The sequence below is a fragment of the Cellulophaga baltica genome (assembly GCF_900102165.1).
GTDB classification, from domain to species: domain Bacteria; phylum Bacteroidota; class Bacteroidia; order Flavobacteriales; family Flavobacteriaceae; genus Cellulophaga; species Cellulophaga baltica.
On sequence record NZ_FNBD01000006.1, the window covers coordinates 296,944 to 321,285 of the forward strand.

Below are 24,342 nucleotides of genomic sequence, written 5' to 3' on the forward strand. Positions count from 1 at the left end.
AATGTGGGCTACGGACTATAAAACTAAAAAAAAGTAATAGTCGAAAAAGCTAGAAAACAACTCAAAATAAAATGATTACAGTCCTTAATCTTTACGTCAAGGCTAGAAGTAAACTACTGCCTGTGGTTATTTTTCTATTATCATAATGCAGTTAGGGCTTCTGTAGCAATTTACGAAACAGACTTATCTAAGCCATAGCTAAAATTTCATCCCTTTATTTCACGTAATAATAAATACCATCTACAGCGATAATAGTGTCTTTTAAATTTTTAAACTTTATAGCTTTAACAGGGTTTAAATCAAACCATGGGCTACAACTCGTTAAACTATCTATTTTCGCTTTATTTTCTTCTAAAATATAATTCTTTGTTAAACGTAACTTATGTAATTTTTTACAATGCTGTATGGCTGTAGGCAAATCTTTTAATCTGTTTTTCTCGAGAAATAAATGATAAAGGTTTTTCATGTTCCCTATAGATTCAGGAATATCATATAAGCTATTATTCGTGGCAAAAAGAAATTCTAAATTCGATAGGTTTCCTATATTCTTTGGTAAATGAGTAAGTTCATTATTTTCAATGGAGAGTGTGGTTAGGGATTTTAGATCACAAAAAGAGTCTGGCAGCTCTTTTATGTGGTTGTTGCTAAACCATATGGTTTCAAGCTTACTCAGTTTCCCGATATCCTCAGGTAAACCTTCCAAATTGTTTAGTTCTATTTCTAATGTTTCTAAATGTTTTAGTGACCCTATCCAGTTTGGGAGCTTTGAAATAGCATTCTTGGATAATTTTAATACTTTTAAATCTTTAAAATCCTTAATGATTTCTGGTACTTCAGCTAGATTTGAATTTGAAAGATCTAAGCTTGTTATTTCAAGTTTTTCTTTTTCATCTTCAATTAATAGTAGATCTTTTCGAGGCAAATTACCGATACTTATAGACCAAATTCCCTTTCTAATATCATCACGATAATAGATTTCCATATTTCTATCAAAATACAGATAGCTCGTTGAGGTTAACTCTCCACTATCCCAATCATCAGTTGTGGTTATTTTATCCGCTTTACCAAAAACCCGTTCTATATCTTCCTTTGAGATGTTTTTATAAGCATTTAAAGCTGTACCACTCAATAGCAAAGACTGTACCCTGCCGTAATTTAAAACATAATAGTATCCTTCATCATAGGATACATGTATATCTTTAGTCAAAGAGAAATCTATTTCTTTCGCCTTTTTATCCTCTTGAGATTCATAATTTAATACACGAATGTTTATCTTACTTTTATCAAAAACAGTAACGGAATCGCCTATTTTAATATCATTTAAAGTAAGATTTCTTGGGTTTATAGAACTATTATATAACACCTCTGGATGATTCATGATTTCAAAAGTCATTGTTGTAGTATCACATGATAAAAAATTGAAAAAAGATAGGATTGCTAAGGTCAGGTATTTCATATCAATTAATTTTTATAGCGATCTCTCGCACGGTGCCTAAATCTTTCTTTTTGTGCTCTTTTAGAAACATAACTTTGAAATCTTCAATGGCTTCTAAAAACTCTTGCTTGGAATAATTATTATCATACGGCGAAAAATAAAAATAGTATTCCTCATTATCTAAGTCTATTAATGGTGCCATTAACCTATGAATCCCTGAATTCATTTTTCTATTGACGAGTTCCTCATGGCTTAGCACCGCTCCTTCTGTATTATATACCGTATCCGTTTTTTTAATAGATTCCATATAAGGATGCTTAGCCATGCTCTTTTTCTTATATTCTTTTTCCCTAGCTGACATTTTATAATCTGCCAAAAGACGGTATTTTTTCATAGTTTTTGGTGGGAATACCGAGTCATAAAAATATCCTTGTATTAGTTGTACCCTACCGTTATCCAACACCACCTGGTACCCTAAACTCTTGTGGTTCAATAATTCTATAAGTGCTTCTGTTTTAGATTGTATGTTAGTGTATGAAGGAACATACGGGTTTTCATATACCTCTATATTAGGACTAATATGTGCTTCTAATAAGCTTGTATCATTGGTATACACCAAAATTGTCTTGTTATTTTTAAGGATCACATCTCTTTGCAACTCATAGCTAGTCACCACCTCATTATAGGCTTCTACAGCTTCATTATGAGCTTCTATAATAGGATCTTTTTTACGTAGCACTACGGTATAAAACACTATTCCACCTAAAAAAATTATTCCTCCAATAAACAGTGCTAACGTACTACAGCCGTTATTCGTCTCAGAAGCAGCAGTACCTAATTCTGAAGCCATTGAATCATTCAGTGGAGATTCAAATGTATCTTCTAGGTGCTTATATTCTTCTGATTCAGGATCTTCTTCTTCCAGTTCTTCCTCATCAATACCCGGAAAAGCGTTCTTGAGGAGTACTTTAGTTTCTTCCGTATATAAATTACCATTGAACCAAATTTCCAGACTTTCCCTATGTAATCTAAAAAACGAACTTGGGAAGCTGCTTATCTTATTATAACTAAGGTCTAGAAAAGTTAAGCTATGCAGCAAACCAATGGTACTTGGTAGTTCTTGCAGGTTATTGCCATCAACACTTAACCACTCCAACCTTCTTAGCTCACCAAAAGATTCCGGTAGGTATTTTAATTGACCATTCCCAAAATTGATTTTCTCCAATTGATGGAGTTTACCAAAATTTTCAGGTAAATACTCGAAGGAATTGTCCGCTGCCCATAGCTCCTTTAAATACCTCAAATTAGCAAAATTTGCCGGTAGGCTTTCTAACTGATTACCATCTAAAGACAGTACTTCTAAGTATTTGATACGCGTAACTACTTCTGGTACCTGCTTTAATTTAAGACTAAAGATTGCTAAATCTCTTAACGCATATAGTTTATCAAGCCACTGCGGGAATTCAACTAAAGGGTTAGCACCAAAACCAAGTTCTTTTAAGTTTGTTAATGCACTGAAAGATTCAGGAATAATTTCTAACTGATTTTCTGAGAGCGAGAGTGTTTTTAAATACCTAAATTGAAGCAGGAATTCAGGAACACTCGTAAAATTGTTGCCGCGAAGATGTAAAACTTCTAAATATTTGAGTTCCGTAATAAAATCTGGCAACGCTGTGAGTTGATTATCACTTAGATTAAGTTCTCTTAATTTAAGATTCTTCAGAATACTTTTCGGTACTTCTTTGAGGTTTTGATTGGATAAATCTAGAACATCTTTCTTTTCCTTTTCGTAGGCCATGTAGTTTGGTAAATGCTATAGGATATAGTACGGATTTAAATTATTAAATTTTGGCTTTATGCTTAGATTTATCGGTAGCTCAATCAAATCGAAAAACTAACGCTTAAAAAATTGCTTATTTTTTGAATATAGAAAATAGCTTTTTTAAGAAGGTGTCTTTTGGTTTTGCATCACTGCTGGTCGCCACTACAACCTTTTCTTTTGCATAAGTAACAATATGTTTTTCTATATAATTATGTTGTGCTAATATTTTTGCTACACGTTCTTTGAAGCCCCTGCCTTTCTCTTGATCTATTTGAAAAATAAAATTAGCATACCCGTCTATTTCTGCCAGTACATTAGCTCCGCCATTCCATGTTTTACCTTTGATACCATCTTTTTCTATTTGATATATTAAGGCTCTAAACCGTTTTAAAGAGGCTTTGTTAATATTGGGCTTTTCGTTTACAACAACGCCCGTTACCTCTTGCCGTTGATGGCGTTTCATAATCCTTAATTTATCTGGATGTAACGTAAAGTTTTCACTAGTTACTATTTTCTTTGAATATTTTAAAAGTGCTGTAATTTTTGAAAATTGATTTTTGTCTCCTGAAAAGGTGATATCATCTACATATCTTGAGTATGTAAAGCCGTATTTAGCTCCTAAACCATCCAAACGATAATCCATTTTCTTACAAATAATATTAGTGATAGCCGGGCTACAAGGCGAACCTTGCGGTAAAAAACGATGACCTTGTTGCGCAAAATAATGCTCGCCTAATAAAGAAATATCTAAGATTTTTGGCTCTGAACAGAGTAATGCAAATAGTATGGATACTTGTTCTGAATAACCCATTGCTTTAAATACGCCTTTGATTCTTGTATAGGTAATGGATGGAAAGAAATTTTTTAAATCTTGATTGATAACCACATCTTTATTCACATGAGGTAAAGCATTAGAAAGTATTGATTTTTCTAAGACACAGCCATGTGCCTTTGGGTGCATGGTTATTTTATTTAAAATATGCTCTAAGATATAGTGTTGTGCTTTTTTTAGACGGGGCATCGGGGCTGAAATTAATCTATGCCCTCCAGATTTTTTGGCTACTTTAAAGCGTTTATAATGACTTGTTTTTGAGTTTTTACGAGAATAGGCTAGAAACCGCAATTCTCCTAAGCTAATTTTCATAGCCTTGGCAATATCATTAGCTGATTCTAAAACGGGTAACCCTTGAGCTTTTAGAAGATCTGTAGCTGTATTTTTATCGTTTAATTGATGTGAATACCCTTCACCCAAATAAATAATATCTTCATTCTTTAAGAGCTGCCAGCGCTTAGCTTTTTCTATACGTTCTAAAGCCCTTTTCTCTTTGGTTTCTTTCTGCTTTTCTTTAGAAATTCGTTTGCGCTCTATGTGCTTTGCGGCAATAAATGCTTCTGTATCCTCTACAGACTTTTCTTTCTTTAATAAGTCATGGAGTTGCTTAGAAAGCTCGCTTTCCTTTTTGAAAAACCTATCAACTTTATCAAAATCAACATTATCTTCTCCCCAAAAACCCAATCGTTTCATTTCTGAAATGATGTACTCTTGTTTAGACGACTGTCTAATTTTATCGTAGATTTCCTGTCTTCTTTCTGTTGAATTACTCATAAAAAAAAGGTAGCAAATAAGATGTATTTTTTCCCTTCGTACGACTCTAAAGACTGAATTGAACAACTCCAGTGAAATAGGTACTAGTGTACTATTTCACTTCATAGAAGTCTAACCGGAAATGGTACACTAGTACCTATTTCACAAGTTAAGTTCGAGTCAGTGACGCGTTCATTGTCTGTAAACAAGATTGGCGATCCACCAATCAAAATGCAAGGTTTTTATCTTATTGCTACCAAAGTTTAAATATATTAATTATTTTTTATCAAAGCTTATTCTTGTTGCTAAAATATGCTCACAAGGGCCTTTTGTCATCTTATTCATGTAATAATAATTGCAATTACACTTACCATCTGTAATCTGTAAATCTTTATTAATCACTACCGTTGTTTTGAAGCTATTACTCACTACGGCAGTAACTTCTATTTTATCATTTTGAACTTCGGATTTTAAATTACGAACTTCACCATTTTCCATTAATTGGTAGGCTTCTTTATCCGTGGAACTAGAAAAGCGTAATTCTTCAAGATCAATACCTTCGCGTTTTAATTCTCTAACCCTATACACCTCGTTTTTTAAATCATAAATAACCTTACCCGCTTGTGTAAAAGTTTCTAAAGACTGTTTTACGGTTTGTACGTCTAAGTTTAGTTTAGTGGCAATCCCTTTTTCCGTATTCAACCAATCTTTTCTTAATTCTAAATAAATACTTTGCATTGTGGTTGCTGGAACTTTACCTCTAGGTGCTAATAAATCTAGTTGCGTGGCTTGAGACCAATCATTAGCAGTCCAACCAGAAAGACCTAAGGTAAAATACATGTCGTTAGCCAAATGAGCTATGTAAAAAGAAGGCATTCCGGTTCCTAATAAATGCACCGTAAATTTTCCTGTTATGGGTAATAAGCGTTCTAATAATTGAATTCTTCTTCTTCCCCAAACTCTAATTTCTTTAGCTTCATTGCCAGTATAGATAGACTGCAAACAAGCTACCTCTATATTCCAAGGCTCAAAGACAGCAAGAATAGGTTGTCCTGGTTTTAAAATATACTTAATCGCCCTAGGCCCTTTTTTTTCTTTATTTCGTTTTAATACAGCAATAAAATTAGCAATATCTATAGGGTGCAAATCAAAAGAGACCTTGTCACTTGTCATCGCAGAGCTTACTTGTAAGAAACCACGAACCCAACTATCTGGTAAATCAATTTTCACCTCTCTATACGATTCTTCACCTGAAGTTTGAACATCAAAACCTTTAGGATCTATTTTAAATTCTGTGTCTTTATAAGTTCTAATTTTCTGAAATTCATTATAAAGTTTTTGCGAATAGTCAATGTTGGTAGTTCCACATTTAAACTCGTTGATGTTATTGAATACATCAAGACCACATGATAATTTTCCATAGACCGATTCGTCTTTACTAAAGCACTCAAAGAAAACTTGATCTGGGTGCACCGTAATTACAGGATCTAATACTAACCATGCAGCATAGTCTCTTGTATAGATATATTTAAAATATTCCTTTTGAGATTTATAGTAAGGTCTAGTAATCTCTTCTCGTTGTTCGCGCAATCCTTTTAATTGTCCTTGTAATTGTCTAATCTCATATTTTATCTTAGGCAATTCTGCCGAGGCTTCTGCTATCCAATTTGTTTCTTCATTTTTTAACCACGCTAAATATTCAGAATTATCTTTGGGTTGAAAATTAAAATCTGCTACTACTACTTCATGCAAAGCTGAAATTGCTTCTCTAAAAGGCAGTTTTTTATCTAAACTGCCCACAAAATATGTAGGCTCTCGTAAAATATCTGGTGCAAAACTCACCCCTGTAGACGAAGTTCCGTTAACTATACTGCTGGTGCCACTATATTTATAATTAAATTTCATTACTTAAATCATGGATTAAGAGTGGAACTTCTATAGTTGGATATTGTACTGCTATGGCCAATAAAACATCTATACTTCTGCTTTTATCTCTCAATGTTTTAGTACCTAAAATAGCACTGATAATACGCACTGTCATAACCGCGACTTCTTCATTTTTTAGCGCCTCTTGTTCTAAGAATGCGTAAATTCTTGTTTTTGCTGCTCTGTTTGAATTGATCCGGAATAAACTGGTTTTAAAGTAATTTTCTAAGGCTAAAATTACTTCATGCTTATCTTTAGCATATCCTTCTAAATAATTAGTAACAAAAAACTGCATACGTTCTGTAGGGTGTTCCTGCAGTTTTTCCAGTAATCGCAAACCTTTATCTTCTGAAAAATGTTTCGTGACCATTTTCATTCCAAAAGCCTGAACATCTTGTTTCACATGATCACAGGCATATAAAAGCATTTCTACCGTCCAGTTTTTTGCTTCTATATGTTCCTCAAAATACGTACAAGCCCAATCTATAACATCTTGCCATTCTGTATTAAAAATATGTAATGCGTCTTCTAACTCATAATTTACACGGGCTGTATTATCCTTGAAAAAATTATATAATTTTGCCCTAATTAAATAGACATCACTATGTGCTAATTGTACCAATTCTAACATCGTTAAGCTAGAAAGGCTGATGTTTTTTTCAAAAATTGGAGTTCCTAAATTCTGAGCACTCTCATATTTTGATCCTATAAGCGTCATAATATGCGCTTTGGATAAAGACGACAAATCTCTTTCGAAATACTTAATCAGTAACTCATAACAATTCTGATGCACCCCTTGGTACGTTTCTGCCTCTGTTAGAACTTGTAATAATTGGTGCAATAAATTAGCTTTAAAGGCATGGTCTAAGTTTACTAATCGTTCAATAGTAGGCTGAATAGCTTCTCTGACTTCCTGAAATTCAGAAAATAAAAACCCTACAATATCTTGTTTATTCGCTAATAAAAAATCATCTGGAAAATGAGCTAACAATGCAATTCCTGCTTTTCGTAGGGTTGCTTCATCTGAATTAATGTACTCCTCGAACGAGTCTTTAAATAACTCATAGGCGGGTACACTATTATATTTTGCCAGATTGAGTGCAAATAATTTATTAGTTGTTAGATTAGAATTAGATAATTCTGCAATTTTATAAGAAGGTGTTTCCTTTAAGAGTTTGCCAAATTCCGACTCACCAATCAGCTCATTAACCGCAATTAAAAAATCTTTGTTAAAACTATTTATAGGGTCAAACAGGGGTTGTAAGGACGCAATTTGAATAGGATGATTACAAGGAAGATTGTATTGAAATAAGCTTTTCAAATAAGTGATTACTTCAATAGCATTACTAAGTAATAAAGCGGGTATAAAATGGCTGTTATCAAAATAATTACGTTCGTAGGTTTTTAACCAACCCAATCCTAGTTCGATTGCTTTTTCATTATCAGATTTTAAAAGAGCCAATAAAACAGTTTCCTCTGGTTGCACTATTCTGTACTTGTTTTCTAAAATATCAAGTATTAAATCTAACACCTTCGGATGATAATGACTTACCAACTTCGCTATCAAATCATCGTCAATTGTATCTAAAAAATGTGCATTTTCTTTTATAATTCGCAATGAAAAATCTACCGCAATCGTACTTTTAGCATTAGCTAAAATGTTTATTACATCATCTGGTTTTGTATCCCATACACTAGATAGCGCTTCTTCTCTGGGGCTATCTGATTGAATTTCATCTACATAATACCATTTATTTTTTAAATGCTGTACTCTTGATGAGTTCCCGTACAAAATGTACATTAAAGCTAGGTAGTCATGGTATTTAGGAAAAATTCTTTTCTCCGAAGTATAACGACCCGTATAAGAGTCATAATTGTAGGCATATTGAACTTCTTGTTTTGCGCCATCATCCTCGTCATTAAGCGCACATAGCGTTTCTGTAGCATATTTGATATAGGCATCTGTATTTTCTGTGCTTATTTCATATACTTTCTTATAGGTGGCCTTATTAAAATAATTTTTTGTCTTAGCTGAAAAGGCTATAGAAGGATTCTCTTTCTTCTTTTCATCTATTGCTAGTACCCATGAATCGTTGCTGTAAATATAGTCTGATGCATATCCCGGTTTACTTACGGCTATACGCTTGGAAAGTAACGCAAAGAATGAAATATCATTTGTAATTTGTACTGTTCTATAGATGTATCTTATAGACTTAAATACATTAACCTCTAAACTTATTTTGTCTAATAGCTGGTATATCTTGTGGCGTAAGGCCTCATTCTTATTAGCGAAAACATACGCATAATATAACAGAGAAGCATCCACGGTATTCTCGCTAATATATTGCATGGGTAAAGAATGAATCTGATCCTCAGAAATATACTTAGAAACTTCTGTGTGTATAACTTGTTGGTCTACAGTATTTCCGTACTTTAAAATATATGCACATGCTGCTCTACCCGCTATTGTTTTGAAAGTATGTTGTTTAAATACTTCTAAAATTTTTTGGGTATATGTAGTATTTCCAAATGATGCTAATACTGTTATGGTGTTATGTTGTTGAAATTCATCCGTAGCTGATAAAAATTGAGCAATTACATCTGAAGCAGTAACCATTTTTAAGGTTCCTGCTCTTAAAATAATTCGCGATACCTTCCAGTTCCTTGTATATGTCTGGTTTAAAGCTTGTTGCAAATTTTTTAAGATAGTTTCTTCTCTAATCGTATTTACAGAAGAACTTGGAATCTTAGCCGTTTCAGCCGATACTTCCAGTAGCGTATCGGAGTATCCTTTTTTTTCTTTACTATCAATAAGCGCATTAAAAATTTTATAAGCTTCGTCATAAGCTACCGGAAAAACAGTTTTGGTACCTTCCCGTAACTGTGCTCCTCGCCTCCCGTACCTGAAGTTTACTACAAATAAATCTTGATTTTCACAGAGATCTACTTCATAAACTTTGTCCGATTTTCCTTCAGAAAAATAGAGTTTCTTTTGTTTTACTAATTTCAACCTATAAACATTTTTAGTTTTTAAATATATAAAACTCTAAGAAACTATCAACGGATTTGAACGAGTAAATGAATAAAAAAAGCTATAAATAACACAACTAATTTTCTATATACTGTAAACTTGATGTACATAAATCAGTATTTACCCCCCTTTCCTCCCCAATTTAACATTTACTATTTGCCCTCATCTTTAGAAACAAAAGCTCTAAGTAATTGAACGATAAACAGATAGTTTTAAAAAAAGTTAAAACTTTGTAAAGTAAACTAATTCTTACACGGATTTTAACTATTGCAACAAGCAAAAACAAGTATATTTACCGACGATTAAACAAAAAAAACAACACTTTAAATTAATTTAATAACTAAAATCAAATATTATGAAACATATTTTTATAGCGCTTACCGCGCTTATAATGACAAGTTCAGCGTACAGCCAATTTCAAGTTTCTGCCAGTACAGGATATGCAGTAGGTAGTGCCGGAATGAAATTAGGAGAAATAACTACTGTTTCTGAGACAGGAGCAAATGTTGAGAACTCTTACGGAAGTTACGGTGAAGGTGTAAATTTTCAAATAAGAGGTACGTATTTTTTTAATGATACTTTCGGAGCAGACGTAAGTTTAGGATACTTACATGGATCTGACCAAGATGTTACGGTAGTAAATTCTACAAGTCAACAAGTAAACGCCATTGCTAGAGCGCGTGCTTTTGGAGGATCTGCTTCATTGGTTTATAAGTTTAATAATAATGTTTTTGGACGTATAGGTGGTTTGTTTAAGGTAGCTGGTAAAACAGAAGCTGTAGTGTATAACAAAGCAGTATTTACTGATCAGGAGGCTGAAGCACAAAATTTACCATCTGGATCCTATTCAGAAACAAACTATAAAGAAGATTTTCACGGACATTTTCCAATCGGTTTAGTAGCTGCTCTTGGATATAACTATGAATTAAGTCCTAACCTTAGCCTTTTTGCTGAAGCAGAATATTATGGGATTAGCTTAAAGCGTAAAGATTCTGAGATTTCAGAATTTAATACGGATATTGTTTTACCTGATGGAACTGTTGCTGCTGCTGGTGTATTTTCTATAGACAACCTACCTGATGGCACCAACAAAAAAACAACGTACGTAGATAACTTATCAAGTAGTGATACAGATACTACTAAAAGATTATCGCAAAAGGTACCTTATTCTTCTTTTGGAATTAATTTTGGTATTACGTACAAATTCAAGCCTTCGGCTGCTAAAGAATAACAACATACTTCATATTAAGTATTGTCATAAAAACCTGCCTTTTCTAAAGCGCAGGTTTTTTTATTTTACCAACAAGCACATTACCCTAGCATTCTTACAAAAGCTTATTGTTTCTTATATAGATAAATTAAGCCTCTCTTTCCTTTCCTCTATTCTTAAACTCTCCGCTCTCTATGATTTTTGGAATCTCTTTCTTGAAATTATTATCAAGCACACAAGCTTAAACGGAATTAATAGTAAAGCAAGGTTTATAGCTCAAACCATCATTCCTACGCCTTAATTTCAAATCCGATTTTTCAGTACCAAATTGCTATTTAAAGCGATGTGTTTAGAAAACAAATTTTCAATACCCCATAAATACTCTAAAACATATACGGCAAAAATCAAATGGTATGAAGTAATAAAGCGTAAAACTCCCCCCTACCTTGCATCTTAGTAAGTTATAGCATACCCTTTTAAAATTAGTAGGGAATCTTAATCCTATAAGATTCTCACTAACGAACAGTCACATCAAGTTAAAACCACGAGAAAAATGAATCATCAATTTACAAAATATGTATTAGCAGGAATTTTAGGAACCGTCTTAATGACTATTATTATGATTATGGCTCCAAACATTGGAATGCCAGAAATGGCACCTTGGAAACTATTAGCAGGCGCCATGAGTGTTTCTATTACAATAGGGTGGATATTACACTTTATTATGGGAATTACTTTCGCCCTATTATACGGGTATGTTTTCGCACCCAACATATCTATAACGAATATCTGGCTAAAAGGAATTGCCTTTGGTATTGTAGCCCTAGTGCTAGCCCAAATAGGGATAAAAGTGATGGGGATGTTATTTGAAATGCCTCCGATGGATGGCTCAATGCCTATGAGATTAGTTGCTATGACTATTGGTCACATTGTATTTGGTATGGTTACGGCAAGAGTCATTGGAAAATAAATAAACTTTTACATAGCAGTAAGGTGTTTTATAGCAACGGATTACTATAAGGTAGGCACAACCCTAAAATAATCAATTGATGAGTAATCTTATGGCAATATACGTGCTATAGAGACTTTTAAAAAAAACAGAATCTTTAAAAATTATAATTATGTCTAAAAATGTATCAGAACAATTATTAGATATCCTAGAAAGCGTCGGCGTAGAACATGTATATGGTGTGACTGGTGATGCCTTGAACTTTTTTGTAAAAGCAATAGAAGAGCGCGATAGCGTAGATTGGATAGGAATGAAACACGAAGGTAATGCCTCTTTTGCTGCCTTTGGTCAAAGCCAGACCACCGGAAGATTAGGGGTATGTGCAGGAACGGTAGGTCCTGGAGCGTTACACTTAATTAATGGCTTATACAACGCCAAAAAGGAACGCACCCCACTCATTGCTATCACGGGGCAAATAGATCAACGACAACAAGGAACTAGCTTTTTTCAAGAGGTAGATTTGAAAAAGGTATTTGATGATGTGTGTGAATATCAGGCGATTATTAAAACACCAGAGCAAGCACCTATGATTATTCAACGGGCTATTAAAATAGCCTTGGCCAATAATACGGTTTGCAGAATAGAATTGCCAGCAAATGTGGCAGAAATGAAAGCCGAAAATCAGCAATTTATTCACCCTATACAAACATATGCTTCTCGTTTGGTTCCCAATGAGGAAACTGTTTCTGAAGCTGCTGCACTTTTAAATACCGCCAAAACCATCGGTATTTTGGCCGGTGACGGATGTAGAGAAAGTAGAGAAGCAGTACTGACCCTTTCAAAAAAATTGAACGCCCCTATCACACACAGTTTACGTGCTAGTGACATTTTTGATCACGATACAGAAAATGTAGTGGGACTTACGGGTTTAATCGGGAATCCTTCTGGTTACAATGCCGTAATGAAATGCGATTTATTATTGATGCTAGGAACCGATTTTCCATACATTGATTTTTTACCTCATGATACAAAAACTATTCAGGTAGACATTCGACAGGAAAATATAGGAAATAGAACCGCTGTTTCTTTAGGAGTTTGGAGTGATATTTCTTCATTTTTAACTTTACTAAATCCTAAGATACACCAGAAAGACGATACCTCATTTCTTGATAAACTAAGAAAAAGCTTTCTCGGTTGGAAAGAAAACATGAAAGAACAGGCTTCTCCGACACGTGAGAACGAGCCTTTACACCCACAGATATTTGCTGGTTTTGTAAATGAATATGCCGCGGATGATGCCATCTTTACCGTAGAAACGGGAACATCAGCAATTTGGGCTGCACATCATATATCGTTTAACCAACAAAGACGCCTTATTGGTTCTTTTAATCATGGTTCTATGGCAGTTGGCCTACCATCTGCTATTGGAGCGCAATTAGCGCATCCTGAGAAAGAAATTTGGTGCCTTAGTGGTGACGGTGCTTTTAATATGGCGATGCAAGATTTTATTACTGCGGTTAGATATAAGCTTCCTGTTAAAATCCTAATCTTTAATAATTCCGAACTTAGTTTTGTAAAATTAGAAATGGAAGAAGTAGGTTTAGCGGCAAGCTTAGATGCCTTGCATGAAACCAATGTTAATTTTGCAGACTATGCTAAGCTATGCGGCGGCGACGGGGTACGTGTAGAACATGCTAAAGATATTGGCGCTGCCATACAGCAAGCAAAAAATAGTACAAAACCTTTTATTATAGATGCCGTAGTGAGCAGTGGAGAGTTATCATTACCCCCACATATTGGACTCAAACAAGCCATAGGATTTGGTACAGCGAAAGTTAAAGAGGTAGCACAAGTCATTACCGGAGATAAATCACAATGGGAGAATATAAAAAAAGAACTACAATCTTATTTTGACTAGTTACTTTTAAAGTAGCACTTGTTAGATTTGTTATAAGTCTACACCCAATTACTAATCAAAGATCAAATAAGCCGAAATTGGTTTGCTTGATCTTTAATTTTACTAGCTGTTTTGATGGTTTATCTAAAATTCCTATTTAGCCTATAAATAAAATAGTAGCAAAATTTCCTGGAAAATAGTCTTAAGAATTAACTTTTTTTAAGAGGTAGTTCTGCTTTTATACCCTAAATTTGCCGCCTTAAAATAATTATCAAGAATCTCAAAAAAAGAGATAGCAACCTGCAATAACGAGCAAGGTGCTAAAGAGATAAGCCAATTACTTGGAACCAATGTTAATTCATATTTCTATTTATTGCTGCTATTTCTTTTTTTAAATATAAGATCAGATGGCACAGAAAAAAGAACGTATTCCTAAATTTTCAGCATTAATTCCCCTATTCGTATTTGTTTTTACATTTTTAGGCGTGGGCATCTATCAAAATGATTTCTATGCGCTGCCGGCTCCCATTGCCGTTATTGTGGGTATTATCGTTGCTTTTGTTCTGTTTAAACAATCTATAGATTCCAAAATAAATACCTTACTCAAAGGTTGTGGAGATGATAAAATATTGACCATGTGCCTTATCTATTTATTGGCGGGTGCATTTGCCGCAATTACCAATGAAACAGGTAGTGTAGATGCCATTGTAAACCTTGGATTAGATTATATTGCACTTCAATATATCTATGTGGGCATCTTTATTATCGCTAGCTTTTTATCGGTTTCTACTGGAACTTCTGTAGGAGCTATTGTGGCCTTAGCTCCCATTGTTGTAGGTTTTGTAGATAAAAGTAGTGCAGATTTAGCCATTTTGTGTGGGGCATTATTAGGAGGGAGTATGTTTGGAGACAACTTATCCGTAATCTCTGATACCACCATAGCCGCAACACAATCTCTAGCCTGCAAAATGAGTGATAAATTTAAACAGAATATTAAAATTGCAGTTCCTGCTGCCTTGTTTACCATTGCTATCTTAGTTTTTCAGGGATTAGGGCTAAAATCTGATGAAACAGCAAACATTATTTATAGTTATTCAATCATTAAAATAGCCCCCTATGTATTGGTTATCATCCTTTCTATAGTTGGCGTAAACGTATTTGCCACCTTATTGTTAGGTACTATTTTTGCAGGACTTCTAGGCATTTTTTATGGCGATTTTACCTTGATAGCCTCCACGAAAATTGCGTACCTTGGTTTTACCAATATGACAGAGATCTTTTTACTGTCTTTGCTCACGGGAGGGTTGGCTGCATTAGTAGAAAAAAATGGAGGTATTGATTTTATACTCGTTAACATCAAAAAACTAATCAAAAACAAAAAATCAGCACAGTTAGGAATAGCAGGCTTGGTAAGTACTATTAATATGGCTATAGCCAATAACACGGTATCTATCATTATTGCTGGCCCAATTGCTAAAACTATAAATGATGAGTATGCTTTAGACCCTAAAAAAACAGCTTCTATTTTAGATATATTTGCCTGTATTATTCAGGGGTTATTACCGTATGGCGCCCAAGTATTAATGATTTTGAGTTTCTCAAAAGGAAAAATAGATTACCTAGACCTAGTATCAAACACTTGGTATTTACTATTACTATTTTTATATACTATAGCATTTATAACTTTAAAGCCCTTGAGAAAAGCGTAAGAACTTTTGATTATTCCGTTTCTAGTTGGTTTTTAGAAGTGTAAAGTAAAAGGTAGTTCCTACGCCTTCTTCGCTTTCTAACCAGATAGAACCTTTGCAAAACGTTACTATTTTTTTCACGATAGAAAGGCCTATTCCAGATGAAGATCCTGTGCTTTCTAATTTGGTGAAAATTTTAAAAATGCGTTCAAAATAATCTGCCTTAATCCCAATGCCGTTATCTTTTACAAAAAACTCATAAAAATCGCCCTTTTCTACAAATCCGACTTCAATACTCCCCTGTTCCTTATCACTATACCGTACGGCATTCTGAATTAAATTTTGAAAAATTTGCTTGTAGCGCCAAGCATTGCCAAAGAGGGTAGGTAAGTTTTCTTGAATTTTAATTGTAGTCGTATCTGGAATAAGCATGGTTTCTAGCACTTCTTTCAACATCACATTAAAATCTATCTGTGCATCTTGAGATTCCATTCTATCTATCGTAGAATAATCTAATATTCCTTTAATTAGAAAATCCATTCGTTCTACATTAAACAAAACTTGGTTTAACGGATTCAAGAGTTCTTCTCCCAAAGTCTCCTTATGATCATCCATAAACCAACCTATTAAAGTGTGAATATTAATCAGCGGTGCCTTTAAATCGTGTGATACTACATGCGCGTATTCACTCAATTCCTGATTCTGTATAGATAAGTTTTTTAGTAATTCTTCTTTCTTTTCTTCCTGCGCTTTTATATGTTCTTCGTTCTCTTTTCGTTGAATAACATTTACGAGCATATTGGCAAAAACAAAAAGAATCTCTTTTTCATTCTCGGTGTACTTATTTATTTTTTGAACAGAATCAAAACCAACAAAACCAATCAATTCATTGTTTTTAATCTTCGGAATAACGATTAAACTTTTAATTCCTTGCGGTTCCAATATCGCTCGCAATCCATGTTCTCCATCTTCTGGTAAAAGACTTACATCTTCTACATAAAATGCCTCTCCGTTTTGATGTGCTTCAAGCCATTGATTGATATAGTCCGTAGGAATATTTTGCAGATTATCTATCTCGGGTTCAACACCTTCCGAACACCATTCATACGTATTAGAGCAAGTTCTATTTTCAAAATCATACGAGAAAATATAACTCCGATCAGAAGAAACAAATTCACCAATCTGCTTTAACGAATCATTAATTAAGGTATCTATATCTGATAAATCTGAGTTGATATATTGCGTAGAGATACTAATCAATAGATTTTGAAAACGTAATTGGCGCTCAATAATCTTATCTTTTTCTTCTTGAAGAATTGCGCTTTCTTGCTTTCCTGAAAGTGAACTGTTGGTCTCTAGTGGTTGATTTTTCATTCGTTTCTAAAAGATTTAAGATAAAAAATAGCTCTTTCCCCCAAAATACTCTTTCCTTACTCAATATAAAAAATTAAGGAGGATAAAAAGAATTTGTAAGAACGTAAATAAATTTTAATGGCACAACAATTTCTAAAAGTAAGCATTATACTACAGCAATTAAATATGCCTTATCCCCAAAAAAATGGCTGTCAGAAATCAACATGAAAATTAAAATTACTTAATATACAATAAGTTATCGTTTTTATTCTAAACAAAACAGTGCATTAGGATTATCTAAAAAAACAAGTATTTAAGTCCTTGAGTTGTGAAACTTAAGCCCCTCTAGATATTTTAAAAACAAGAAATGATCACTGGCAAACAAAACTATTCCATTCACAACAAAAATTATGTGAGATTCATTTGTATTTGTACATTTTCTAAAATTACAAGTAATGGATTATTTCACTTTCCTTTGTAGGCGTATCATCATCACTATTATTTTCGTCATGTGTTATGCGCCTATACTTACAGCACAAGAAGAAAATAGTACCCGCACTAAAATAGAGGAACTCCGTTCTAATGTAAATTTTACGCCCCAGAATCCAGAGTACATAGATTTACTACTTAAACTGGCAAAATCTCAAATACGAAGCAATGCCGATAGTACGGAACTATTACTGAAAGAAGCCTACCAGCTAAGTTTGGATACGCACTACAGAAGCGGCGAGAGTATAGCACTATCTACCTACGGATATTTTTACTTTGAAAAAGGAGAAACCGATAAAGCTCATGACTACAACATGAAGGCTTTGAAGGTAGCAGATACCTACCATTTGAGTAATGAGAAACTGAAGGCGCTAAACAATATGGGCCTTGATTACTGGCTTCTAGGAGATTCTTCTAGCGCCCTAACTAAATTTTTAGAAGCATTGACCGTGGCTACCGAAGTTAAAAATGTAGACATGATGGTAAGCCTTAACGTAAATATTGCTAATTTATATAGTGAGAACGGAGATTTTGAGACCTCTTTAAGTTTTTTAGAGATTGCCAGAAAGTTAAACGTAGAGTTAGGAAACAAAGAAATACTGGCCTATACCCTTCTAAACATGGCTTCGGAATACGCTGATTTAGGAAATTATAAAGAGGCAGAACGCATGGTAGATGAAAGCCTTGATTATTTTTTAAAACAAAATACAAAAGACTGGATCTCTCATGCTTATGAGCAAAAAGGATCTATAGCCTTAAAGCAAAGTAACTATGAGGAGGCTTTACTTTGGTACAAAAAATCAGAGCAACTATGTGATGAAATAGATTTTTCTTACGGATACACTTTGCTTTACAACGGGATTGCGGAATGTTATTTAGGACTTAAAAATATTTCGGAAGCAGAAAATTATGCTTTAAAAGGCTTAGCAATTTCTACCGAGTTTAGTATTGCTGAAAGTGTAAAAGACGCCAATCTAATTTTATCTAAAGTTGCTCATCAAAAAGGAGACGATGGTTTAGCCTACTCCTATCAACAAAAATATATGGAGCTCTATGAAAAAGGGCAAGTAGAAAAATTTAGAAAGGGACTCGGCGTACTGCGCAGTAAGATGCAGTTTGAAAACCAGAAAAAAGCATTAATTGAAGAACAGCATAAAGCCATTGCTAAACAAAAAAATTACGCCTATCTAGCCGGAGCGGCGCTCTTAGTAGTTACCCTTACTTTAATCCTGATTTATAGAACTAATAAACTTCAGAAAAAATACACCGAGAATTTACAAGAGAAACAAAATGCTTTGATAATGCGTGAAGCACAACTCAAAGAATCTAATAAAACTAAAGATAAACTCTTCTCTATTATCGCTCATGACCTTAAAGGCCCAATAAACTCCTTTCATGGTCTTATGAAAATGTCTTCTGATGAAAGTATCAGCCAGGAAGACTATGATGAATTATTTCCGGAAGCGTTGAAAAACATTCAAGGTATTTCTGAAATGCTCAACAATCTTCTAGTTTGGGCAAGAACACAAATGAAGGGTATAACCTTAAAACAAGAAAATGTTGATGTTCATTTGATTGCTACTTCTACCCTTTTGCTCCTAATCCCTATTGCGAATAAAAAGGAAATTAGCATTCAAAATAATATTCCAAAAAACACCATTAGTTTTAGTGATAAAAATCACCTAGACATTATTTTAAGAAACCTTATTAGCAACGCTATCAAATTCACCCATCAAAAAGGTGAAATTATCCTTACGATGATTGAAAAAAATAATGAACTGCAAATAGAAATTACGGACAATGGTGTTGGAATGGCTTTGGAGACCCAATCCAAACTATTTGATAAAAAACATGCTACTTCTACCTATGGCACCCATAATGAAAAAGGTACTGGTCTAGGACTTTCTATCTGTAAGGATATGGTAGAAAGCAATGGTGGTAGCTTATGGGTGTCAAGTATTCAAAATAAAGGTACCACTATTTACTTTACAGTGCCTAAAGCCACCGTAACAACCGTGGCAGTTTAATATATTTAATAAGACAAGCATCATTTTCTTCTAAAACTATTACCTATAACAATGATTCTTAGTCTAGATGCCACTAGTAACTCTTTGAGAGCAACTAATGAAAGGATTGTTTATACCTTCCATTGGATCTCTTAATTTTTTCAATAAGCGTTGTATACTAATGCTACAACTCATTATAGTGTGTATTGGATTCGAGTACTCTCAGTTCTACTGAAAAATGCAAAAAAACACAGAAAATAAAAACTAATTAATTTCCATTCTTTTTTTTATTTCGCCTCCAAAAAATATAAAGAAGAATCATTAGTACAGGCATGATAATATACATCATGACATCAAACGGACTTGAAAAATCAATAGGACCATTGTCATCCGGGTTGCGAGTACCCATAGGTATCTGAAATAAATATAAAATATTTAACATAGTTATTTTTTAATGGTTCAAATTACAGGACACTTAATTATTTGATTTTCAACGCTAACTCCCAAATCATTATTTACTATTAACTTGGGATTTAACTCAAAGTTTTAAAATTTAAAGACCAAAATCTATCTTTCTCTACGCAATACTTCTAAAGGAGAACTCCTTAGAACCGTTTGTATACTACTTAAACCAATCGCTAAAACCAACAACGTAATTCCGGGTAAAAAGACTAAAAACGGAATTGCAGAGGGTGCAAATGGTTCTTTGAATACAAATACGGCCAAACATAAGCTACTTACCAATGCCAATAAAATACCGACTAAACTTCCGAGCAGTCCTAAAAAGACATATTCAAAAGCCGAAATTTTTAAAATCTGCGCGTTTTTAGCTCCTAGTGTGCGAAGCAATACGCTCTCTTTAATACGCTGGTATTTACTAGTTCTTACAGAACCAGTCAAAACGATAATTCCTGTGAGAATACTAAAAAATGCCATGAAATTAATAACCCATGAAACTTTATCCAATATATCTTCTACTACAGTGAAAACTTGTCTTAGATCAATAATAGAAACATTTGGAAATTCAGCCACTAAATCACGTTGAAAAGCTGCTGAACTTGCCTCATCGGGGGCTTTAGTAGTAAAGACATTAAACTGTGGCGCCTGTTCTAGCACACCTACTGGAAATACTATAGAAAAATTGAGTTGTATTTGTGTCCAATCTACTTTTCGAATGCTCCCCACTGTAGTTTCCATAAGAACACCTTGTACATTGAACACCACAGCATCACCAACCGTAATATTGGCATCAGCTGCAATATTATCTGAAATAGAAATAAGCACTGGATCACCTGACGCTATTCGCGGTGTCCACTTACCTTTGTCCAGTTTTTCTGATGAGACAAGAGAATCACGATACGTAGTTCTAAATTCGTGGTTTAAAATCCAACCGCGCACGTGCCGTGTACTATCTTGCCGTAATACGTTTACCGGTTGTCCTTTTATGCTATGCATCCGCATGGTCACCAATGGAATATTATTGAGTATAGGTAAGCCTTTAGATTTTATGTTGTGTGCCACGGCATCAACCTGTGCTGGTTGTACATCTAGTACAATAATATTAGCATTTTCAGTACCCTGACCTACTTCCGTTTTTGCCAGTAGAATATCCTTGGTAAAATACAAGGTGCTAATTAAAAAGGTTCCCAAACCAATCGCGACCACCAAAACTACGGTCTGATTATTAGGTCTAAACAAATTGAGTAAACTCTGCCGTAATGGAAAACTCCATCGTTTGGGAAAAAATCGTTTTATTGTTTTTATAAAAATTAAGGCTACCCCCGTTAACAAAGCAAAGGTAAGAAGTGTTGCCCCTACAAAAAACAGAGCGTAGAGCGCATCACGAAGCAACCAGAAAGAAAATAAAAATAGAAATATTAGAATAATAGAAAATACTAAAATCCTAATTCCAACGGGTTCTTTAACGGCCTGCTCATCTACACGCAGCACTTCCAATGGTGAAACGTACCAAGTATGAAGCAATGACAAAAGTGCAAATAAAACAGCCATAAATAACCCTAGAAACACTCCCATAAAAATAGGTTGTGCCGATAAATTCATCTCTATAGTAAACGGTAAGAAGTCTTTTAAAAGGTATGGAAAAATCTCCTGCAGCGCTGCTCCAATCAAGGAACCTATAAGCCCTCCAAGAATTCCAATCCCAGCAATTTGAATGATAAATATTAAAAAACTTTGCAGTCTAGATGCGCCCATACATTTCAATACGGCGATGGCACTTAATTTTTCTTTAATATAGATATGCACAGAACTCGCAATACCAATACATCCTAAGAGCAATGCTATAAACGCCGCTAAGTTTAAAAACTTACCTAAATTATCATAGCGTCTACCAAGACGTTTTGTTGTACTCGTATGGGTATCTAAATCTGCATCTTCAAAGTCGAGCTGTGGTCCGATTTTACTTTCAAGATTTGTCATATTTAAAGTGTCCGACGCTTTGTAGAAATATTGGTATTCTTTTCTACTTCCAAATTGCAATAATTCCGTAGTTGCTATAAAACGATAGGGAATAACAACAAGTGGTGCTACCGATGTAGAAATGGCAGTACTTCCAGGAATCGCTTTCAATGCACCGGAAATAGGCAATGTTAGTTTTCCAATTTTTATAGAATCTCCCGGTTTCGCATTAAATTGAAGTAATAAGGTTGCATCAACTAGGGCTCCTCCTGATTCCTGATATGTATCTGCTGCAACGGTAGGTTCTGTTTCAATCTCCCCATAAAATGGAAATTCGCCTTCCAGACCACGTACTTTTACCAATTTAGTACCGCCGCTTTTTGGAAACGTAATCATAGAGACAAAATTTACCTCATAGGCATCCGGTTGTAACGAATCTATAATCGTTTGTGCCCGTTCACTAGGTATTTGTTTTGAATCTATAATAAAATCAGCCCCCATTAAGCTCTTAGATTGGCGCTGTATGTTGTCCTTTAAGTTGGTGCTAAATAACTGTATGGATACCACAGCAGAAATACCCAAAATAATGGATGACATAAATAAAATAAGCCGTACTTTACTTGCTTTGGCATCACGCCATGCCATTTTAAAAAGCCAGGCTATTTGTAACTTATTTTTAGTGTTGGATCTGTTCACAGTGCTGTGGTAAGTTGATTTGCAATAATTTTTCCACCTTTAAGTCGTACAATTTGTTGTGTACGATTCGCTAATTCTAAATCATGAGAAATAATCACCAAGGTAGTTCCTAGTTCTTTATTGAGATCAAATAATAAATTAATCACCTTTTCACCAGTTTCCTCATCTAAATTTCCCGTGGGTTCATCGGCAAATAATATGGAAGGTGAGTTTACAAAAGCGCGCGCCAATGCTACCCGCTGTTGCTCGCCACCAGAAAGTTGTGAGGGGTAATGATACATACGCTTGCCTAACCCTACTTTTTCCAATAAAATTTCGCTCTTTTCTTTGGCATCTTTAGCTCCCTGTAATTCTAGAGGAACACTTACATTCTCAAGTGCCGTTAGTGTTGGTAATAACTGGAAGTTTTGAAAAATAAAACCAACTTCTTTATTTCGTAATTGCGCACGTTGGTCTTCATTCAGTGCACTTAAATCTTGACCACATAATTCTACAGTACCCTTATTAGGCTGATCTAAACCTGCACATAAACCCAGTAATGTGGTTTTCCCACTTCCAGAAGGACCAATAATAGAAAAAGTTTGCCCCTTCTCTACCTCTAAGAAGATATCGTGCAATACCGTTAATTGTTTGTTACCGCTAGTGTATGCTTTTTCCAACCCGGTAATCTTTAATATCTTTGACATCTTAAATTTAATTTAGATCGTGACTTATGACCAAGCCCCAAAATAAACAATTGCTTTCAAATCTACCAATATCAGTAGTGCCTAAACTCCTAAAGTTTTGTTATATTCTACTGGTCGTCTTACTCTACTCTTGTGGTGATGCCAAGACAGAAAAAACAACAGAAATCGAAAGTACCACTCCCGCAACAGAACAGACCTTAGCTACTGATGCCACCACCAAAACTATTCTATGTTTTGGTGATAGTATTACAGCCGGTTATGGTCTTGATGATACCGCCAATGCCTACCCTGGTATATTACAACAAAAGTTAGATTCTTTGGGCTTAACATATACAGTGATTAATTCTGGAGTAAGTGGCGAAACCACTGCTGGAGGTAAAAGCAGAATTGATTGGGTAATTAAACAGACACCTAGCATATTTTTATTAGAACTTGGTGCTAATGATGGTTTACGTGGTGTAGCGCTATCTGAAACCAGTGCTAATTTGCAGGCCATCATTGATGTGGTTAAAGAGAAAAGTCCGAATACAACAATTATCCTTGCCGGAATGCAACTACCTCCAAATATAGGTTTGGAGTATACCATTAAATTCAAACAGCTATTTATAGATATAGCTGAGAAGAATAGTTTAGAATTTATACCTTTTATCTTAAAAGATGTTGGAGGAATTGCGGCGCTAAATCAAAAGGATGGCATTCACCCTAATATTCAAGGCCATAAAATTTTGGCAAATACTGTTTGGGATGTATTACTACCATTATTGAAGTCCCAAAAATAACCTGTAGCATTCAGATTTCATAGGCTATTTTGACTCCCCTTCTCTTTAGCTACCTATATGCTCGCTATAAAAAAATCCTTCCATTTTTAATGAAAGGACTTTAATTACTTTGTTATTTCTTTACTTCAATAAAGCAAGAATACCTTCCATTTCCGTAAGACTCAGGCCAGCACTGTTGTCTGTATCCAGTACGCCAAAGTTATCAGCAATAGAACCTATAGCTTCTGATGAACTAACGGTTTCATCATTATTAGTATCTAAAAGACTGAAAAGACTAGTGTAGGCTTCCCTAAAAATAGGACAGTTTATAATTCGAATTTACTAACTTTAAATTCAAACTGTCACAATGAAAAACAGCAAATTTAGCGAGAG

14 protein-coding genes and 1 riboswitch are annotated in these 24,342 nt (G+C 34.4%); of the genes, 6 read left to right on the forward strand and 8 right to left on the reverse strand.

All coding sequences use genetic code 11. From position 1 onward, the window contains the following. Positions 1-214: 214 nt before the first annotated feature. From BLQ19_RS12465 to BLQ19_RS12485, 5 genes are all read right to left on the reverse strand, one after another. Complete coding sequence (locus BLQ19_RS12465) at positions 215-1,456, reverse strand: leucine-rich repeat domain-containing protein (RefSeq protein ID WP_074538566.1); 1,242 nt, start codon at positions 1,454-1,456, stop codon at positions 215-217. Position 1,457: 1 nt separating this feature from the next. Then, on the reverse strand, positions 1,458-3,233 hold the full coding sequence (locus BLQ19_RS12470; protein ID WP_074538567.1) for a leucine-rich repeat domain-containing protein: 1,776 nt from the start codon (positions 3,231-3,233) through the stop codon (positions 1,458-1,460). A gap of 115 nt (positions 3,234-3,348) precedes the next feature. Beyond that, positions 3,349-4,863, reverse strand: a complete 1,515-nt coding sequence (locus tag BLQ19_RS12475; RefSeq protein ID WP_074538568.1) for a reverse transcriptase family protein — start codon at positions 4,861-4,863, stop codon at positions 3,349-3,351. 255 nt (positions 4,864-5,118) lie between these two features. Beyond that, a complete protein-coding gene (locus BLQ19_RS12480; RefSeq protein ID WP_074538569.1) occupies positions 5,119-6,747 on the reverse strand; it encodes a hypothetical protein in 1,629 nt (542 codons plus the stop codon). Next, complete coding sequence (locus tag BLQ19_RS12485) at positions 6,737-9,778, reverse strand: hypothetical protein (RefSeq protein ID WP_074538570.1); 3,042 nt, start codon at positions 9,776-9,778, stop codon at positions 6,737-6,739. Before BLQ19_RS12485 ends, BLQ19_RS12480 begins: the two co-directional genes overlap by 11 nt. A 376-nt stretch (positions 9,779-10,154) precedes the next feature. Between BLQ19_RS12485 and BLQ19_RS12490 the strand changes: the two genes are divergently transcribed. From BLQ19_RS12490 to BLQ19_RS12505, 4 genes are all read left to right on the forward strand, one after another. Beyond that, positions 10,155-11,030, forward strand: a complete 876-nt coding sequence (locus BLQ19_RS12490) for a putative outer membrane beta-barrel protein (RefSeq protein WP_029446648.1) — start codon at positions 10,155-10,157, stop codon at positions 11,028-11,030. A 532-nt stretch (positions 11,031-11,562) separates the two neighbouring features. Further along, positions 11,563-11,979 carry a DUF6789 family protein gene (locus BLQ19_RS12495; RefSeq protein WP_074538571.1) on the forward strand — a complete coding sequence of 139 codons (417 nt, stop codon included), beginning with the start codon at positions 11,563-11,565 and terminating at the stop codon, positions 11,977-11,979. Positions 11,980-12,130: 151 nt separating this feature from the next. Further along, entirely contained in the window at positions 12,131-13,876 is a 1,746-nt protein-coding gene (locus BLQ19_RS12500) for a thiamine pyrophosphate-dependent enzyme (RefSeq protein WP_052085149.1), read from the forward strand. A gap of 242 nt (positions 13,877-14,118) precedes the next feature. Beyond that, positions 14,119-14,216, forward strand: a riboswitch (SAM-I-IV-variant riboswitch). 46 nt (positions 14,217-14,262) lie between these two features. Next, positions 14,263-15,564, forward strand: a complete 1,302-nt coding sequence (locus BLQ19_RS12505) for a Na+/H+ antiporter NhaC family protein (protein WP_074538572.1) — start codon at positions 14,263-14,265, stop codon at positions 15,562-15,564. Between the two features lie 21 nt (positions 15,565-15,585). On the opposite strand, the gene BLQ19_RS12510 is transcribed toward BLQ19_RS12505, so the two are convergent. Beyond that, positions 15,586-16,917 (reverse strand): sensor histidine kinase, encoded by a 1,332-nt coding sequence (locus tag BLQ19_RS12510; protein ID WP_074538573.1) that lies wholly within the window; start codon positions 16,915-16,917, stop codon positions 15,586-15,588. Positions 16,918-17,351: 434 nt separating this feature from the next. Between BLQ19_RS12510 and BLQ19_RS12515 the strand changes: the two genes are divergently transcribed. Then, positions 17,352-19,412: a tetratricopeptide repeat-containing sensor histidine kinase gene (locus tag BLQ19_RS12515; protein ID WP_083332245.1), complete on the forward strand. Its 2,061-nt coding sequence runs from the start codon at positions 17,352-17,354 to the stop codon at positions 19,410-19,412. Positions 19,413-19,958: 546 nt separating this feature from the next. On the opposite strand, the gene BLQ19_RS12525 is transcribed toward BLQ19_RS12515, so the two are convergent. Together BLQ19_RS12525 and BLQ19_RS12530 are read right to left on the reverse strand one after the other, a co-directional pair. Then, positions 19,959-22,454 (reverse strand): ABC transporter permease, encoded by a 2,496-nt coding sequence (locus BLQ19_RS12525; protein WP_074538576.1) that lies wholly within the window; start codon positions 22,452-22,454, stop codon positions 19,959-19,961. A gap of 47 nt (positions 22,455-22,501) precedes the next feature. Continuing rightward, the gene (locus tag BLQ19_RS12530) at positions 22,502-23,191 is read right to left on the reverse strand and encodes an ABC transporter ATP-binding protein (RefSeq protein ID WP_074538577.1); all 690 of its coding nucleotides are present in this window, start codon (positions 23,189-23,191) and stop codon (positions 22,502-22,504) included. A gap of 26 nt (positions 23,192-23,217) precedes the next feature. Between BLQ19_RS12530 and BLQ19_RS12535 the strand changes: the two genes are divergently transcribed. Further along, positions 23,218-23,970 carry an arylesterase gene (locus tag BLQ19_RS12535; protein WP_074538578.1) on the forward strand — a complete coding sequence of 251 codons (753 nt, stop codon included), beginning with the start codon at positions 23,218-23,220 and terminating at the stop codon, positions 23,968-23,970. Positions 23,971-24,342: the final 372 nt, after the last annotated feature.

What these genes read in the sequence shown, in the direction of transcription:
- BLQ19_RS12465 (WP_074538566.1), bottom strand. Translation starts at nt 1,456, where the DNA reads ATGAAATACCTGACCTTAGCAATCCTATCTTTTTTCAATTTTTTATCA.
- BLQ19_RS12480 (WP_074538569.1), bottom strand. Translation starts at nt 6,747, where the DNA reads ATGAAATTTAATTATAAATATAGTGGCACCAGCAGTATAGTTAACGGA.
- BLQ19_RS12495 (WP_074538571.1), top strand. Translation starts at nt 11,563, where the DNA reads ATGAATCATCAATTTACAAAATATGTATTAGCAGGAATTTTAGGAACC.
- BLQ19_RS12475 (WP_074538568.1), bottom strand. Translation starts at nt 4,863, where the DNA reads ATGAGTAATTCAACAGAAAGAAGACAGGAAATCTACGATAAAATTAGA.
- BLQ19_RS12470 (WP_074538567.1), bottom strand. Translation starts at nt 3,233, where the DNA reads ATGGCCTACGAAAAGGAAAAGAAAGATGTTCTAGATTTATCCAATCAA.
- BLQ19_RS12515 (WP_083332245.1), top strand. Translation starts at nt 17,352, where the DNA reads ATGGATTATTTCACTTTCCTTTGTAGGCGTATCATCATCACTATTATT.
- BLQ19_RS12535 (WP_074538578.1), top strand. Translation starts at nt 23,218, where the DNA reads ATGACCAAGCCCCAAAATAAACAATTGCTTTCAAATCTACCAATATCA.
- BLQ19_RS12500 (WP_052085149.1), top strand. Translation starts at nt 12,131, where the DNA reads ATGTCTAAAAATGTATCAGAACAATTATTAGATATCCTAGAAAGCGTC.
- BLQ19_RS12505 (WP_074538572.1), top strand. Translation starts at nt 14,263, where the DNA reads ATGGCACAGAAAAAAGAACGTATTCCTAAATTTTCAGCATTAATTCCC.
- BLQ19_RS12525 (WP_074538576.1), bottom strand. Translation starts at nt 22,454, where the DNA reads ATGGCATGGCGTGATGCCAAAGCAAGTAAAGTACGGCTTATTTTATTT.
- BLQ19_RS12490 (WP_029446648.1), top strand. Translation starts at nt 10,155, where the DNA reads ATGAAACATATTTTTATAGCGCTTACCGCGCTTATAATGACAAGTTCA.
- BLQ19_RS12510 (WP_074538573.1), bottom strand. Translation starts at nt 16,917, where the DNA reads ATGAAAAATCAACCACTAGAGACCAACAGTTCACTTTCAGGAAAGCAA.
- BLQ19_RS12530 (WP_074538577.1), bottom strand. Translation starts at nt 23,191, where the DNA reads ATGTCAAAGATATTAAAGATTACCGGGTTGGAAAAAGCATACACTAGC.